We start from the raw sequence: 14,244 nt of genomic DNA, 5'->3' as shown, positions 1-14,244 counted from the left end.
CATCGAAGTGCAGCGCCGCGGTGGGGGCCGCCACGGCCCCGGGCTTGGCGGCGAACACCGTTTGGTAGCGGCGTGCGTCGTCCTCGCTGTCGGCATGCGTGATGTAGGGCGGCAGCGGCACATGGCCGTGGCGCTCGAGCAGCACGAGCGGGTCCTCGGGGAAGCGCAGGTGGAAGAGCCCGTCGTCCGGGCCACCGCGGCCCAGCACCTCGGCATCGAAGGTCTCAGCGAAGCGCACGATGCTGCCCGCCTTGGGCGACTTGCTCGCGCGCAGGTGGGCCCAGACCTCGTGGCCGGGCAACACCCGTTCGACCAGGGCCTCGACCGCACCACCGCTGGCCTTGGCGCCGTAGAGTCGGGCCTTGATCACGCGGGTGTCGTTGAAGACCAGCAGGTCGCCGGGGTTCAGCAGCGCCGGCAGCTCGCGGAAGATGCGGTCCGCCGGGGGCCAGGCGCGGCCGTCGAGCAAGCGCGAGGCGCTGCGCTCGGGCGCGGGATGCTGGGCGATGAGTTCCGGGGGGAGAGCGAAGTCGAAGTCGCTCAGGGTGTAGGTGTGGGGCATGGTGGTTGAGGGCCAGACCGACCCGTGCCAACGGTGAACATCGAGACGTCAGAACAAGGACGCCTCAACAGAGCAAGTAGCGTGAAGCTCTCGCCGATGTGACTGCGAGTGGTTGGCGTAGGTGTCCCAGCCTGGGAAGTACTCTTCTGACTGGTTACCCCAAACCGTCCAACCTGTCCGAGGGCCGCGCGCAAACAACTCAAGATAGGGACCGGGACTGCAGGCTTCGATGAGATCGTAGGTTTCGTCGGGCTTGCGTGAATGCTCGCGCTTGCGGGTCTCGATCATATTGACCTGGCTGCGCCCCGGGGCAAGGGTGCGGGCGTTCTTCCCTCGGACCCCGAAAAGCAGCAACTCGGTGACATTGCGGAAATAGAAGCCGACACCACGTCCGTCAGACCCGCCGTCCTTACGAATCTTGTGCCAAACGAGATTCGTCTTGTATTGGAAGCCCCATGCCTGAAGTACCGCAAGCCCCTCTGGCAAGAGTGCATTGGGCACCCAAAGGTAGAGGTGGGCAGTGTCTGCGCATACCGAAGCGACAGGCAAGGCCTTGATGGCGTCGAGATCCATAGTTGGATAGCGGCTCAGGCGTCGGTGCTCGGGAGCGACTTTGCCGGTCCGGTTCTGAAACTGCCAAGGCGGGTCGGCCAAGACAGTCGAAAACGTCTTGCCACTCAAACGCGACTCAAAGTCATCCGAGGGCAAAACGACGCTGTTTTCGGCGCGAGAAGCATCAGTCTGCAACATAGAGTTCCTTTTTTATGCCGAACACCAAAAGAGGGCACCCGCCCCCGCTGCCGCCATTGATGCGTGGCAGAAGTTTGGACATGTGTGTGGTGGATGAACCATAGCTCTGACCTCGACCGAGTTGATCAAATATGGACTGCAGGTCGTCGCAACGTGTCACGATGACCCCCACACTCACCGCTCGCAGATCAAACAACAGACGGAAGTTGTTGAGATCACGATCGAAGAAAGGATCCTTGTTGTTCCATTCAATCTCAAGCGCAACACGATTCTTGAAGCAATCGACTTTGTGGGTGGGCGAGACGTTGCGAGCACCATCCACCAGAATCTCGGTCGCGAACTGCTTCTCTCTCCACCCCCGTTCATGCAGCGCTCGATCGATGGCATCAGCCACCTTGGACTTGCGACCACCAGCTTCCGCGATCCAAGACCGGCGTAGCCGAAATCCTGTCAATGCGTCGCATATGTCCGTCCACTCTTGGGGAAAGTCGTACTTCAGAATGGCACAAGCGTGTTTCCACTCGTGAACCTCGTAGTGCGCAGTGATGAATGCAGGAAGCAAGTCTGTGCCCATGGGCTGGATCTTTGTACAGTATTCTTGGGGTTAGCACAAGCAAAGCGTGCGGCATTGTCGCGCGAAGCCGACTCGCGCAGAGGCTTGCTACGCGATGCCGCAAAGTCGAGGTTCAAGAATGAGCGTGCCCCAGCCTTCACATGGACAGGCCCGAGAAAAGTCCGCCCCCCAGAAAGCCCTGGAAAAACTGGGCCTGGTGCGCGACATCGACCTGGCGCTGCACCTGCCGCTGCGCTACGAGGACGAGACCCGGCTGACCCGCCTGGCCGAGGCGCGCGACGGCGACGTGGTACAGGTCGAGGGTCTGGTCACGCGCAGCGAGGTCGTGCTGCGCCCGCGGCGGCAACTCCAGGTCACGCTCGACGACGGCAGCGACACGGTGCTGCTGCGCTTCTTCAGCTTTTACCCCAATCATCAGAAGACCCTGGCCGTGGGCCGGCGCGTGCGCGCCCGCGGCGAGCTGCGGGGTGGCTTCCTGGGTCGCGAGATGGTCCATCCCAGCGTCAAGGCCGTGAGCGAGGACACGCCGCTGGCGGCCACGCTCACGCCCGTCTATCCCACCAGCGCCAGCTTGCCCCAGGCCTACCTGCGCAAAGCCGTGGCCAGCGGCCTGGGCCGAGCGGACCTGGGCGAGATCCTGCCGGCCGAGCTCGTCCCGGACGGACTGCCGCCCCTGCGCGAGGCCCTGCACTTCCTGCACCATCCGCCGCCGCGCGCACCGCTGGCTGCACTGGAAGACCGCAGCCACCCGGCCTGGCAGCGTCTGAAGTTCGAGGAGCTGCTCGCGCAGCAGCTTTCGCAGTTGCAAGCCCAGCGCGAGCGCGAGCGCCTGCGCTCGCCGGCGCTGCCCGCCCGGCGAGGCGGTTTGCACGAGCGCCTGCTGGCCGCGCTGCCCTTTGCATTGACCGGCGCCCAGCGGCGGGTGGTGGAGGAGATCGCCCACGACATCGCGCGCGAGCAGCCCATGCACCGCCTGTTGCAGGGGGATGTCGGTTCGGGCAAGACCGTGGTGGCCGCACTGGCCGCGGCGATCGCCGTCGATGCCGGCTGGCAATGCGCGCTGATGGCGCCCACCGAGATCCTGGCCGAGCAGCATTTCCGCAAACTGGTCGATTGGCTCGAACCCCTGGGCGTGGGCGTGGCCTGGCTCACAGGCAGCCTCAAGGGCAAGGCGCGACGCGAGGCGGTAGCCCGCGTGGCCTCGGGCGAGGCCCAGCTCGTGGTGGGCACGCATGCGGTGATCCAAGAGCCCGTCGAATTCGCCAAGCTCGGGCTGGCGGTGATCGACGAGCAGCACCGCTTCGGCGTCGCCCAGCGCCTGGCATTGCGCCACAAGCTCCAGGGTCAGGCGCTCGAACCTCACCTCTTGATGATGAGCGCCACGCCCATCCCGCGCACGCTGGCGATGAGCTACTACGCCGACCTCGATGTGAGCACCATCGACGAGCTGCCGCCCGGGCGCTCGCCCATCGTCACCAAGGTATTCGCCGACGGCAAACGCGATGCCGTGATCGACAAGATCCGCACCGAGGTGGCGCAAGGGCGGCAGGTGTACTGGGTGTGTCCGCTGATCGAGGAGAGCGAGGCGCTGGACCTGCGCAACGCTACCGAGACCCACCGACAGCTCTGCGAGGCCCTGCCCGGCACGCTGGTGGGGCTGCTGCACGGGCGCATGCCGGCCGCCGAGAAGGCCGCAGTGATGTCGCTGTTTGCCAGCGGCGAGATGAAGCTGCTCGTGGCCACCACCGTCATCGAGGTGGGCGTGGACGTGCCCAACGCCAGCCTGATGGTGATCGAGCACGCCGAGCGCTTCGGCCTGAGCCAGCTGCACCAGTTGCGAGGGCGCGTCGGCCGCGGTGCGGTGGCCAGCGTGTGCGTGTTGCTCTACACCGGGCCGCTGTCGGACACCGGCAAGGCCCGCCTGAAGGCCATGGCCGAGACCACCGACGGCTTCGAGATCGCCCGGCGCGACCTCGAGATCCGGGGGCCCGGCGAGTTCATGGGCGCGCGCCAGTCTGGTGCGCCGATGCTGCGCTTTGCCGACCTGTCTCAAGATTGGCATTGGCTGCAGGCTGCCCGGCGCATCGCGCCGACCCTGCTCGATCGCCACCCCACCGCCGCGCGGGCGCACATCGCTCGATGGCTGGGCACCAAGTCCGAATACCTCAAGGCATAGCCCCAGGCTATCCATGGACGGTCAACCGGCGCACAATCGCAGCATGGGCCCGATAGCTTTTTCCTTCGACAGCCGGAGGCACCCGCGATGACCCTGACCGAACTGCGTTACATCGTCGCCGTCGCGCGCGAGAAGCATTTCGGCCGCGCGGCCGAGGCTTGCTTCGTCTCTCAGCCCACGTTGAGCGTGGCGATCAAGAAGCTCGAGGACGAGCTCGACGTCAAGATCTTCGAGCGCGGCGCCAGCGAGGTGAGCGTCACGCCGCTGGGCGAGGACATCGTGCGCCAGGCCCAGGCCGTGCTGGACCAGGCCGCTGCGATCAAGGAAATCGCCAAACGCGGCAAGGATCCTCTCAACGGCCCGCTCAAGCTCGGCGTGATCTATACCATCGGCCCGTATCTGCTGCCCGACCTGGTGCGCAGCGCGATCGAGCGCGTGCCGCAGATGCCGCTGATGCTGCATGAGAACTTCACGATCAAGTTGCTGGAGATGCTGCGCACCGGCGAGCTGGACTGCGCCATTTTGGCCGAGCCTTTTCCGGACGCCGGCCTGGCGGTCGCTGCGCTGTATGACGAGCCCTTCCTGGTGGCCGTGCCGCGCACCCACCCGCTGGCTTCGCGCGAGCACATCGCCTCCGAGGAACTCAAGCGCGAGACCATGCTGCTGCTGGGCACCGGCCACTGCTTTCGCGACCACGTGCTCGAGGTCTGCCCCGAGTTCGCGCGCTTTTCCAGCGATGCCGAGGGCATCCGCAAGAGCTTCGAAGGCTCCTCGCTCGAGACCATCAAGCACATGGTGGCGTCCGGCATGGGCTTGACGGTCGTGCCCCAGCTCAGCGTGCCGCGCGAACCCCAGGCTCATGTCGCCTACATCCCCTTCACGCCGCCGGCGCCCACGCGCCGCGTGGTGCTGGTGTGGCGGCGCACCTTCACCCGCTACGAGGCCATCGCCGCGCTGCGCAACGCCATCTATGCCTGCGAGCTGGCCGGCGTGCACAAGCTGTCCGAGTGATTCCATTCCCACCCCTCAAGGAGCGTCTCCCATGGCCAAGAGCAAAACCTCGCCCACCCGCCTGCCAGTGAACATCGGCATCTCCGAGAAGGACCGTGCCGCCATCGCCGCCGGACTGAACAAGCTGCTGGCTGACACCTACACCTTGTACCTCACCACCCACAATTTCCACTGGAACGTCACCGGGCCGATGTTCAACACGCTGCACTCCATGTTCATGGAGCAGTACACCGAGCTGTGGAACGCGGTCGACCCGATTGCCGAGCGCATCCGTGCCCTGGGGTTCACGGCCATGGCCTCGCATGCCCATTTCGCCAAGGCCAGCAGCGTGCCCGACGTGCCGGCCGACCCGCCCAAGGCCGAGGAAATGATCCGCATCCTGGTCGAAGGGCACGAGGCCGTGGCTCGCACTGCCCGCGGCATCTTCCCGCTGGTGGACAAGGCCGGCGACGAGCCCAGCGCCGACCTGCTCACCCAGCGTCTGGACATCCATGAGAAGACGGCCTGGATGCTGCGCAGCCTCCTGGAATAATCCGGCATGTGAACACCGCGCTCGTCCCCTCCCGCCTCGATCTGTACCTGCAGCTGATCCGCTGGGACAAACCCGTCGGGTCGCTGCTGCTGCTGTGGCCCACGCTGGCCGCGTTGTGGATCGCCGCCAAGGGCTTTCCGGGCTGGCACTTGCTGCTCGTGTTCACCGCTGGCACCTTCCTGATGCGTTCGGCCGGCTGCGCCGTCAATGACGTGGCTGACCGCGACTTCGACCGGCATGTCCAACGCACGGCCCAGCGTCCTGTCACCACCGGCGCCGTCTCGGTGCGCGAGGCGCTCATGGTCGGTGCAGTGCTGGCCCTGGCGGCCTTCGTGCTGGTGCTCACCACCAATGCTGCCACCATTGCCTGGTCGTTTGCCGCGCTGGCGGTGGCCATCGTCTACCCTTTCACCAAGCGCTTCTTCTCGATGCCGCAGGCGGTCCTGGGCGTGGCCTTCAGCTTCGGCATCCCGATGGCCTTTGCGGCCGTCACCGGCAGCGTGCCGCCTTTGGCGTGGGCGCTGCTGGTGGGCAACCTCTTCTGGGTCGTGGCCTACGACACCGAATACGCCATGGTCGACCGCGACGACGACCTGAGGATCGGCATCCGCACCTCGGCCATCACCTTCGGCCGCTTCGACGTGTGCGCCGTGATGGGGCTGTACGGTTTGTACCTGGCCACCTGGGGCGTGCTGTGCTGGCAACAGGGCTACCGGGCCGGACTGCTGCTGGGCCTGACCGCTGCCCTGGCCCAGATCGTCTGGCACTACACCCTGATCCGCGACCGCAGCCGCGAGGGCTGCTTTCTCGCCTTCCGCCAGAACCACTGGGTAGGTCTGGCGGTGTTCCTCGGGCTGGTGATCGACCCCTGGCTGCGCTGATCAGGGGTACAAGCCCCGCTCCTGGCGAGCCATCAGGATGCGCTCGCAGGCCACCGCGAAGGTGGCCGTGCGCAGCGAGATCTTCAGGCGGTCGGCGGTGTCCCAGATCTTGCGCAGCGCATCGACCATGATCTTGTCCAGGCGCACGTTGATCTCGTCCTCGGTCCAGAAGAAGCTCGAGAAGTCCTGCACCCACTCGAAGTAGCTCACCGTCACGCCGCCGGCGTTGCAAATCACATCGGGCACGACGAGCACGCCGCGCTCGGTCAGCACGTCGTCGGCCTCGGGCAGGGTGGGGCCGTTGGCCCCTTCGAGCACCAGCCGGGCCTTGATGCGGTCGGCGCGGGCCGGCGTGATCTGGCCTTCCAGCGCGGCGGGGATCAGGATGTCGCAGTCCACGCTCCAGAAAGCCTCGTTGTCGATGCGTTCGCCGCCGGTGAAGGCGCCCACGCCGCCGTCGCGGTGCAAGGTGGCCATCAGATCGTGCATGTCGAAGCCGTGGGGGTTGAAGATCGTGCCGCTGTGGTCCTGTACCGCCACGATCTTCGCGCCGGCGCCGGCGAACAGCTCGGCCGCAGCCGAGCCCACGTTGCCGAAGCCCTGCACCGCCACGCGCGCGCCGTCCAGGTTCAGCCCCAGGCGGCGGGCGGCCTCTCGGCCGGTCACGAACACGCCGCGTCCGGTGGCCTTCACGCGGCCCAGCGAGCCGCCCAGGTGGATGGGCTTGCCCGTGACCACGCCGGTGGCCGTGGCCCCCACGTTCATCGAGTAGGTGTCCATCATCCAGGCCATGATCTGGGCGTTGGTGTTCACGTCCGGGGCCGGAATGTCCTGCTGCGGGCCGATGATGATGCCGATCTCGCTGGTGTAGCGTCGCGTGAGCTTCTCCAGCTCCTTCATCGACAGTTGCTTGGGGTCCACGCGGATGCCGCCCTTGGCCCCGCCATAAGGCAAGTTGACGGCGGCGTTCTTGACCGTCATCCAGGCCGCCAGCGCCATCACCTCCTCCAGCGTGACGGCCGGGTGGTAGCGCACCCCGCCCTTGCCGGGGCCCCGCGAGAGATTGTGCTGCACGCGATAGCCTTCGAAGTGGCGCACCGTGCCGTCGTCCATCTCGATGGGGATGTCGACGATGAGCGTGCGCTTGGGATGCTTGAGCGTCTCGGCCCAGCGCGCCAGCGAACCCAGGTAGGGAATCACGCGGTCCACCTGGGCCAGGTAAGTGCCCCAGGGGCTGGTGGGGGTGGGGTGGACGTACGACAGGCCCGACAACGACGTGGGCGTGGAAGAGGAGGCGTGGCTCATGCTGTGTTCCTACAGTGGACCGGAAGGGGGGGCTGCACCAGGGGCTCGTGACCCCCGGCCCGCCGTGCCACGCACTGTAGTGCGCCGCGTCGCGAAAGTGACATCCTCGCTCATGCAAGCTTTGCATGGCCTGCCCGAGGCCGTCTCATGGAGGGGTGGCGAACGTTCGCCTGTCGCACAATGCCCGTCTTTTGATGCGGCGCAGCATGCTAAAGTGTTGGGCTCGCCGAAACCGTCTGAAACTTCCCGCGCATGGCTTTGCCTCCGGCCCACCCCGAGCGCCAGCTCAAGCACCGCCGCAGCATCGACGTGGCGGTGTACGCCTGTGGCCAAGGGCGGTGGGAGGTCGAGGCGCGGCTGGTCGATGTCAAGGCACGCGACTACCCTCTGGCCGGCGGTGTGCGCCGGGCCGGTGATCCGGTGCACGACATGACGCTGCGTCTGGTGATCGACGAGCAGATGAACATCCTGGCTGCCGGTGCGCGGACCGACTGGATGCCCTACCCAGGTCATTGCGATGCCTACGGCGATGCCTATGAGCGTCTCGTCGGTTTGAACCTGATGCAACGCTTCCGCCAGAACGTCAAGGAACGGCTGGGCGGCATCCAGGGGTGCACCCATCTGACCGAGATGGCCCAGGTGCTGCCCACGGCGGTGGTGCAGGCCTTTGCTGGCGAGGTACTCGACACCCAGGAAAGCGGGCAGGCCCAGACCGACCGGCAGCCCTTCCAGATCGACCGCTGCCATGCCTTGCGCGCCGACGGCGAAGCGGTGCGCACCTATTACCCGCGCTGGTACCGGGCGGGCGCGTCCGCCGCCGGCCCCCCCCCCCCCCCCCCCCCCCCCCCCACCCCCCCCGGGGGCGCCCCCCCACCCCCGGGGGGGGGCGCGGGCGCCCCCCCCCCCCGCCGGCCCCCTCACCCCCCCTCTCACCCCCCAGACCTCCAAGTAGAGAGACACACCATGAAGATCCACGAGTACCAAGGCAAGGAAATCTTGCGCAACTTCGGTGTGCCGGTGCCGCGCGGCATTCCCGCCTTCACCGTGCAGGAAGCCATCGAGGCGGCCCAGAAGCTGGGCGGCCCGGTCTGGGTGGTGAAGGCCCAGATCCACGCCGGCGGACGTGGCAAGGGCGGGGGCGTGAAGGTCGCCAAGACGCTCGACGAGGTCAAGGCCTTGGCCGAGAAGATCCTGGGCATGCAGCTCGTGACGCACCAGACCGGCCCCGAAGGTCAGAAGGTGCGCCGCCTGTACATCGAGGAAGGCGCCGACATCCAGAAGGAATACTACGTCTCGCTGGTGACCGACCGCGGCACGCAGAAGGTCGCGCTGATCGCCTCCAGCGAGGGCGGCATGGACATCGAGGAAGTCGCCCACCGCACGCCCGAGAAGATCGTCACCGAGTACATCGACCCGCTCGTGGGCCTCACGACTGAGCAGGCCCGCAAGGTGGCCACTGCGATCGGCTTTGCCGGCGCCACCGTCGAGCAGGGCGTCGAGCTCTTCCAGAAGCTCTACAAGTGCTACATGGAGACTGACGCCTCGCTGGTCGAGATCAACCCGCTGAACTGCGACTCCAAGGGCAACCTGATCGCGCTGGACGCCAAGTTCAACTTCGACGCCAACGCGCTGTTCCGTCATCCCGAGATCGTCGCCTATCGTGACCTGGACGAGGAGGATCCCTCCGAAGTCGAGGCCTCCAAGTTCGACCTGGCCTACATCAGCCTGGACGGCAACATCGGCTGCCTGGTCAACGGTGCCGGCCTGGCCATGGCCACGATGGACACCATCAAGCTGTTCGGTGGCGAGCCGGCCAACTTCCTCGACGTGGGCGGTGGCGCCACGGCCGAGAAGGTCACCGAGGCCTTCAAGATCATGCTGAAGAACCCCAACGTGAAGGCCATCCTGGTCAACATCTTCGGCGGCATCATGCGCTGCGACACCATCGCCGAGGGCGTGATCACCGCCTGCAAGGCCGTGAACCTGTCCGTGCCGCTGGTCGTGCGCATGAAGGGCACCAACGAGGATCTGGGCAAGAAGATGCTGGCCGACTCCGGCCTGCCCATCATCTCCGCCGACACCATGGCCGAGGCCGCGCAGAAGGTCGTCGCCGCCGTCCAAGCCTGAGCCCTGAAGGAAACGAACATGAGCATCCTGATCAACAAGGACACCAAGGTCATCACCCAGGGCATCACCGGCAAGACCGGCCAGTTCCACACCCTGGGCTGCCAGGCCTATGCCAACGGCAAGAACGCCTTCGTGGCGGGCGTGAACCCCAAGAAGGCCGGCGAGAAGTTCAGCGACATCCCCATCTACGCCACCGTCCAGGAGGCCCGGGCCGCCACCGGCGCGACCGTCTCCGTGATCTACGTGCCGCCGGCGGGCGCGGCCGCCGCGATCTGGGAAGCCGTCGAGGCCGACCTGGATCTCGTGGTGTGCATCACCGAGGGCATCCCCGTGCGCGACATGCTGATGGTGCGCAACAAGATGAAGGCCAAGGAGGCCGCCGGCGGCAAGAAGACCCTGCTGCTGGGCCCCAACTGCCCCGGCCTGATCACGCCGGATGAGATCAAGATCGGCATCATGCCCGGCCACATCCATCGCAAAGGCCGCATCGGCGTGGTCTCGCGCTCGGGCACGCTCACCTACGAGGCCGTGGCGCAGCTCACCGAGCTGGGCCTGGGCCAGAGCTCGGCGGTGGGCATCGGCGGCGACCCGATCAACGGCCTCAAGCACATCGACGTGATGAAGATGTTCAACGACGACCCCGACACCGACGCCGTGATCATGATCGGCGAGATCGGTGGTCCCGACGAGGCCGAGGCGGCGCGCTGGTGCAAGGCCCACATGAAGAAGCCTGTCGTGGGCTTCATCGCCGGCGTCACCGCGCCTGCGGGCAAGCGCATGGGCCATGCCGGCGCACTGATCTCCGGCGGGGCCGACACCGCTGACGCCAAGCTCGCCATCATGGAGGAATGCGGCTTCAAGGTCACGCGCAACCCCTCCGAGATGGGCAAGCTGCTCAAGTCCATCCTGTAAGCGCGACCCAGTCCGCGGACGAAGGCCGCCTCGGGCGGCCTTCAGCGGTTGTTCAGGCTGCGCGCCTGCCGCGGCGGCTACGTAGTTCCGCGCAGCGGTGCCCTCGGACGCGGCCCTACACTAGCGGCCAACTGCGCGCCGGGCTAGGCGCGGATGCAGTACCCATCCCAAAATCCATAGGACACCACCACATGGATGCCTTCACGACTCCAGAATTCTGGATCGCCGTCGGTCAGATCATCATGATCGACATCCTGCTCGGCGGCGACAATGCCGTCGTCATCGCCCTGGCCTGCCGCCGGCTGCCCGCCAAGCAGCGCACCGCCGGCATTCTCTGGGGCACGGCCGGCGCCATCGGCCTGCGGGTGATCTTCATCTTCTTTGCCCTCACGCTGCTGCAAATCCCGTTCATCAAGCTGGTCGGTGCGGCCCTGCTGGTGTGGATCGGCGTCAAGCTGCTGGCCCCCGATGACGAGGGCGACCACGCCAATATCGAGAGCAGCGACCGTCTGCTCGGCGCGATCAAGACCATCATCATGGCCGACCTGGTCATGAGCATCGACAACGTCATCGCCATCGCCGGCGCGGCCGAAAGCGCCGGTGGCGGACACACCATGGGCCTGGTGATCTTCGGCCTGCTGGTGTCCATTCCCATCATCGTCTGGGGCAGCCAGCTCGTCATCAAGCTCATGGACCGCTTCCCCGTCATCATCACCCTGGGCGGCATGCTGCTGGGCTGGATCGCCGGCACCATGGCCCTGGGCGATCCGGCGGTGGCCAACCCCGCAGACTGGACCTGGATGCCCAAGCTCCCGCAGGACACCGTCGTGAAATACGCGATGGGCCTGGCCGGCGCGCTGCTGGTGCTGGCCGTGGGCAAGTGGGTGGCGCGCCAGCGCGCGCAGACCGCCCCCACGGCCTGAGCGGGCGCACTCGCAACGACCGGCAACATCTGCAACCGCCAGCGGGGGGATCGATGCGTCCCCCCGCCTTGTTTTGCGGGGGGCGCTCTGCTAACGTGCAACAGCCCGCCGTCGTAGCGCAGTCCAAAGGACGTCACGGGTCCAGCCCACAACCTGCGCCATCCGGCGTTCACTGCCTACTGCATGGTCCACCTCAATGTCGGGAGCTCGGCAAGCACGCGGGAGGAGGGCCGCCTCCGACCTGCCGCGCGGCCGGCCGCCGAGCCAGTCCGTGCATCCCCCCCGTGTCCAGGGGTGGGGGCCCCGCAGCTTCGTTACAAATCACGGCACAATCCGGGCGCAGAACCCGGCAGGCGCGGCGTGTCCCTGTCCGCCGGGGCCCTCGGCGATGCTTAGCCCCCCTTCCGGCACCGTGCAGACGAGCACCATGTCCTTCGAGTTCTTTAGCCTCACCGACCCTGGGCGCGCGCGCGACAACAACGAGGACTCGGTGGCTGTCGATGAGCAGGCCGCCCTGGCTGTGCTGGCCGATGGCATGGGCGGCTACAACGCCGGCGAGATCGCCAGCGGCATGGCCACGGCCTTCATCAAGTCCGAGCTGGGGCGCTGGCTCACCGAGGCTTCCGCACAGGCCAGTGACGCCGACGTGCGCCGCGCGATGGACATCTGCGTGGAAAACGCCAACCGCGCCATCTACAACGCGGCCAACTCCAACCCGCAGTACGCCGGCATGGGCACCACCCTGGTGGTGTGCGTCTTGCGCGAGGGGCGTCTGCTCGTGGGCCACATCGGCGACTCGCGAGCCTACCGTCTGCGTGGCGGCAAGCTCGCGCAAATCACCAAGGATCATTCCTTGCTGCAAGAGCAGCTCGACGCCGGCCTGATCACCCCCGAGCAGGCCGCATATTCATCCAACAAAAACCTCGTGACCCGGGCGGTGGGCGTGGAAGACAGTGTGCTGCTGGAAACCCACTTGCACGACCTGCAGCCCGGCGACCTCATCCTGCTGTGTTCCGACGGCTTGTCCGACATGATCGGCGATGACGAGATCGCTGCAGTGTTGCAGTCCACCAACGACTTGTCCGAAGCGGGCACCGCCCTGGTGGCCGCTGCGAATGCTGCAGGCGGAAGGGATAACATAGCCGTCATCTTGGTGCGCGCCGTGGGCGCACCCGCCGCGGCGGGGCGTTCGTGGTGGCCCTTCAGGCGTTGACGGGCACGGCAGATCCGCAAGAGACAATCCGACTAGAGACTAGAGGTCCAGCATGGCGAAACTCGTGGTGTCACTCGACGGCGTGGTGATCAAGGAAGTCCAGCTCACCAAGGACAAAACCACCCTCGGGCGCCGGCCCTACAACGACATCGTCATCGACAACCTGGCCGTCAGCGGCGAGCACGCAGTGCTGCAGATGGTAGGCGCCGACGTCTTCATCGAAGACCTCAACAGCACCAACGGCACCTACGTCAACGGCAAGGCGATCAAGAAGCAGCTCCTGTCGAACAACGACACCGTCGAGATCGGCAAGTACAAGATCAAGTACCTCACCGAAGACGCGCCCGATTACGAAAAGACCATGGTCATGAAGCCGGGCGGCTTTGCCCCCGGCGCCCCGCTGGGCGGCGCGACCCCCGTCTCGCCGCTGGCGGGCGGCGCGGCCTCGGGCTTTGGCGGCCTGGGGGCGCCTTCGGGCTTTGGCGGCCTGGGCGCCGCGGTGCCCACGGCCACCATCAAGGTGCTCAACGGCGCGGCCGCGGGGCGTGAGGTCAGCCTCACCAAGGTGGTCACGACGGTCGGCAAGCCGGGCGTCCAGGTGGCCTCCATCACCAAGCGGCCCGGCGGCTACGTCTTCGCCCATGTCGAAGGCGCGATGAAACCCACCGTCAACGGGCTGGCCGTCGGCAACGACCCTGTGCACCTGAAGAACGGCGACATCATCGAACTGGCCGGCACCCAGATGCAGTTCGTGCAGAGCTGACCGCTGCGCTTGACGAACCCGGGCGCGGCGTGAACAAGCTCACGCCGGCCGTGCCCATCGCGCGGCCCCTTCGTCCTATCGGCAGGGGTTTGTTGGCACACTGCCGAGCCAAGCTGCGGCACAGTGACCCTCCATGCCCGCACGGTCCACCGACACCCGCCACGCCCGACCGCCATGAAGATTCGCGTCCTGGGCTGCTCCGGCGCGATCGCCGCCGGTTGCAAGACCACGGCCTTCCTGCTCGATGACGACCTGCTCGTCGATGCCGGCACGGGCGTGGGCGATCTGAGCCTGGACGAACTGGCCCGCATCGACCACATTTTGGTCAGCCACTCCCACCTGGACCACATCGTGTCCATCGCGCTGCTGGCCGACAGCGTCATCGGCCGGCGCGACCGGCCCGTCACCGTGCACGCACTGCCGGCCACGATCGAGGCGATGCGCTGCCATGTCCTCAACGACGTGATCTGGCCCGACTTCAGCCGCCTGCCCTCGGCCGAGGCCCCGGTGCTGCG

The 14,244-nt window shown here is 66.7% G+C and carries 14 protein-coding genes and 1 pseudogene; 11 read left to right on the top strand and 4 right to left on the bottom strand.

The genetic code is table 11. From position 1 onward, the window contains the following. The 3 genes from ACK4ZD_RS14445 to ACK4ZD_RS14435 form a co-directional block, all read right to left on the bottom strand. The coding region (locus ACK4ZD_RS14445) for an S-adenosylmethionine:tRNA ribosyltransferase-isomerase (protein ID WP_409663557.1) at positions 1-562 on the bottom strand (562 nt) is incomplete at its 3' end. A gap of 48 nt (positions 563-610) precedes the next feature. Beyond that, the gene (locus tag ACK4ZD_RS14440; RefSeq protein WP_409663555.1) at positions 611-1,312 is read right to left on the bottom strand and encodes an MT-A70 family methyltransferase; all 702 of its coding nucleotides are present in this window, start codon (positions 1,310-1,312) and stop codon (positions 611-613) included. Then, entirely contained in the window at positions 1,299-1,886 is a 588-nt protein-coding gene (locus tag ACK4ZD_RS14435) for a BglII/BstYI family type II restriction endonuclease (RefSeq protein ID WP_409663552.1), read from the bottom strand. Before ACK4ZD_RS14435 ends, ACK4ZD_RS14440 begins: the two co-directional genes overlap by 14 nt. Positions 1,887-2,004: 118 nt before the next feature. Here ACK4ZD_RS14435 and recG point away from each other — a divergent pair, with 118 nt between their 5' ends. The 4 genes from recG (at position 2,005) to ubiA (ending at position 6,486) form a co-directional block, all read left to right on the top strand. Further along, positions 2,005-4,062, top strand: coding sequence for an ATP-dependent DNA helicase RecG (gene recG, locus ACK4ZD_RS14430; protein WP_409663550.1), 2,058 nt, complete (start codon positions 2,005-2,007; stop codon positions 4,060-4,062). An 87-nt stretch (positions 4,063-4,149) separates the two neighbouring features. Next, the gene (locus tag ACK4ZD_RS14425; protein ID WP_409663547.1) at positions 4,150-5,073 is read left to right on the top strand and encodes a LysR substrate-binding domain-containing protein; all 924 of its coding nucleotides are present in this window, start codon (positions 4,150-4,152) and stop codon (positions 5,071-5,073) included. A 31-nt stretch (positions 5,074-5,104) separates the two neighbouring features. Further along, positions 5,105-5,605, top strand: a complete 501-nt coding sequence (locus ACK4ZD_RS14420; RefSeq protein ID WP_409663545.1) for a Dps family protein — start codon at positions 5,105-5,107, stop codon at positions 5,603-5,605. Between the two features lie 8 nt (positions 5,606-5,613). After that, positions 5,614-6,486 carry a 4-hydroxybenzoate octaprenyltransferase gene (gene ubiA, locus ACK4ZD_RS14415; protein WP_409663542.1) on the top strand — a complete coding sequence of 291 codons (873 nt, stop codon included), beginning with the start codon at positions 5,614-5,616 and terminating at the stop codon, positions 6,484-6,486. Here ubiA and ACK4ZD_RS14410 read toward each other — a convergent pair whose 3' ends face one another. Continuing rightward, positions 6,487-7,791 (bottom strand): Glu/Leu/Phe/Val family dehydrogenase, encoded by a 1,305-nt coding sequence (locus ACK4ZD_RS14410; RefSeq protein WP_409663539.1) that lies wholly within the window; start codon positions 7,789-7,791, stop codon positions 6,487-6,489. Positions 7,792-8,043: 252 nt separating this feature from the next. On the opposite strand from ACK4ZD_RS14410, the pseudogene ACK4ZD_RS14405 reads away from it, so the two are divergent. The 7 genes and pseudogenes from ACK4ZD_RS14405 to ACK4ZD_RS14375 all read left to right on the top strand — a co-directional run. Then, positions 8,044-8,442, top strand: a pseudogene (locus tag ACK4ZD_RS14405) (DUF2889 domain-containing protein); the annotation flags it as partial. A 312-nt stretch (positions 8,443-8,754) separates the two neighbouring features. Then, complete coding sequence (sucC, locus tag ACK4ZD_RS14400) at positions 8,755-9,918, top strand: ADP-forming succinate--CoA ligase subunit beta (protein WP_409663560.1); 1,164 nt, start codon at positions 8,755-8,757, stop codon at positions 9,916-9,918. Between the two features lie 18 nt (positions 9,919-9,936). Then, positions 9,937-10,830: a succinate--CoA ligase subunit alpha gene (gene sucD, locus ACK4ZD_RS14395; protein WP_409663536.1), complete on the top strand. Its 894-nt coding sequence runs from the start codon at positions 9,937-9,939 to the stop codon at positions 10,828-10,830. Between the two features lie 191 nt (positions 10,831-11,021). Then, positions 11,022-11,753, top strand: coding sequence for a TerC family protein (locus tag ACK4ZD_RS14390; RefSeq protein WP_409663533.1), 732 nt, complete (start codon positions 11,022-11,024; stop codon positions 11,751-11,753). A 427-nt stretch (positions 11,754-12,180) separates the two neighbouring features. Next, on the top strand, positions 12,181-12,966 hold the full coding sequence (locus tag ACK4ZD_RS14385) for a Stp1/IreP family PP2C-type Ser/Thr phosphatase (RefSeq protein WP_409663530.1): 786 nt from the start codon (positions 12,181-12,183) through the stop codon (positions 12,964-12,966). A gap of 52 nt (positions 12,967-13,018) precedes the next feature. Further along, positions 13,019-13,729 (top strand): FHA domain-containing protein, encoded by a 711-nt coding sequence (locus ACK4ZD_RS14380; protein ID WP_409663527.1) that lies wholly within the window; start codon positions 13,019-13,021, stop codon positions 13,727-13,729. Between the two features lie 174 nt (positions 13,730-13,903). Next, the coding region (locus ACK4ZD_RS14375; protein WP_409663524.1) for an MBL fold metallo-hydrolase at positions 13,904-14,244 on the top strand (341 nt) is incomplete at its 3' end.

Origin of the sequence: Caldimonas sp. (assembly GCF_046291045.1) — a bacterium.
GTDB lineage: Bacteria > Pseudomonadota > Gammaproteobacteria > Burkholderiales > Burkholderiaceae_C > Caldimonas.
Note: the sequence above shows the minus strand (reverse complement) of the source record. Positions and strands in the feature narration are given on the sequence as shown.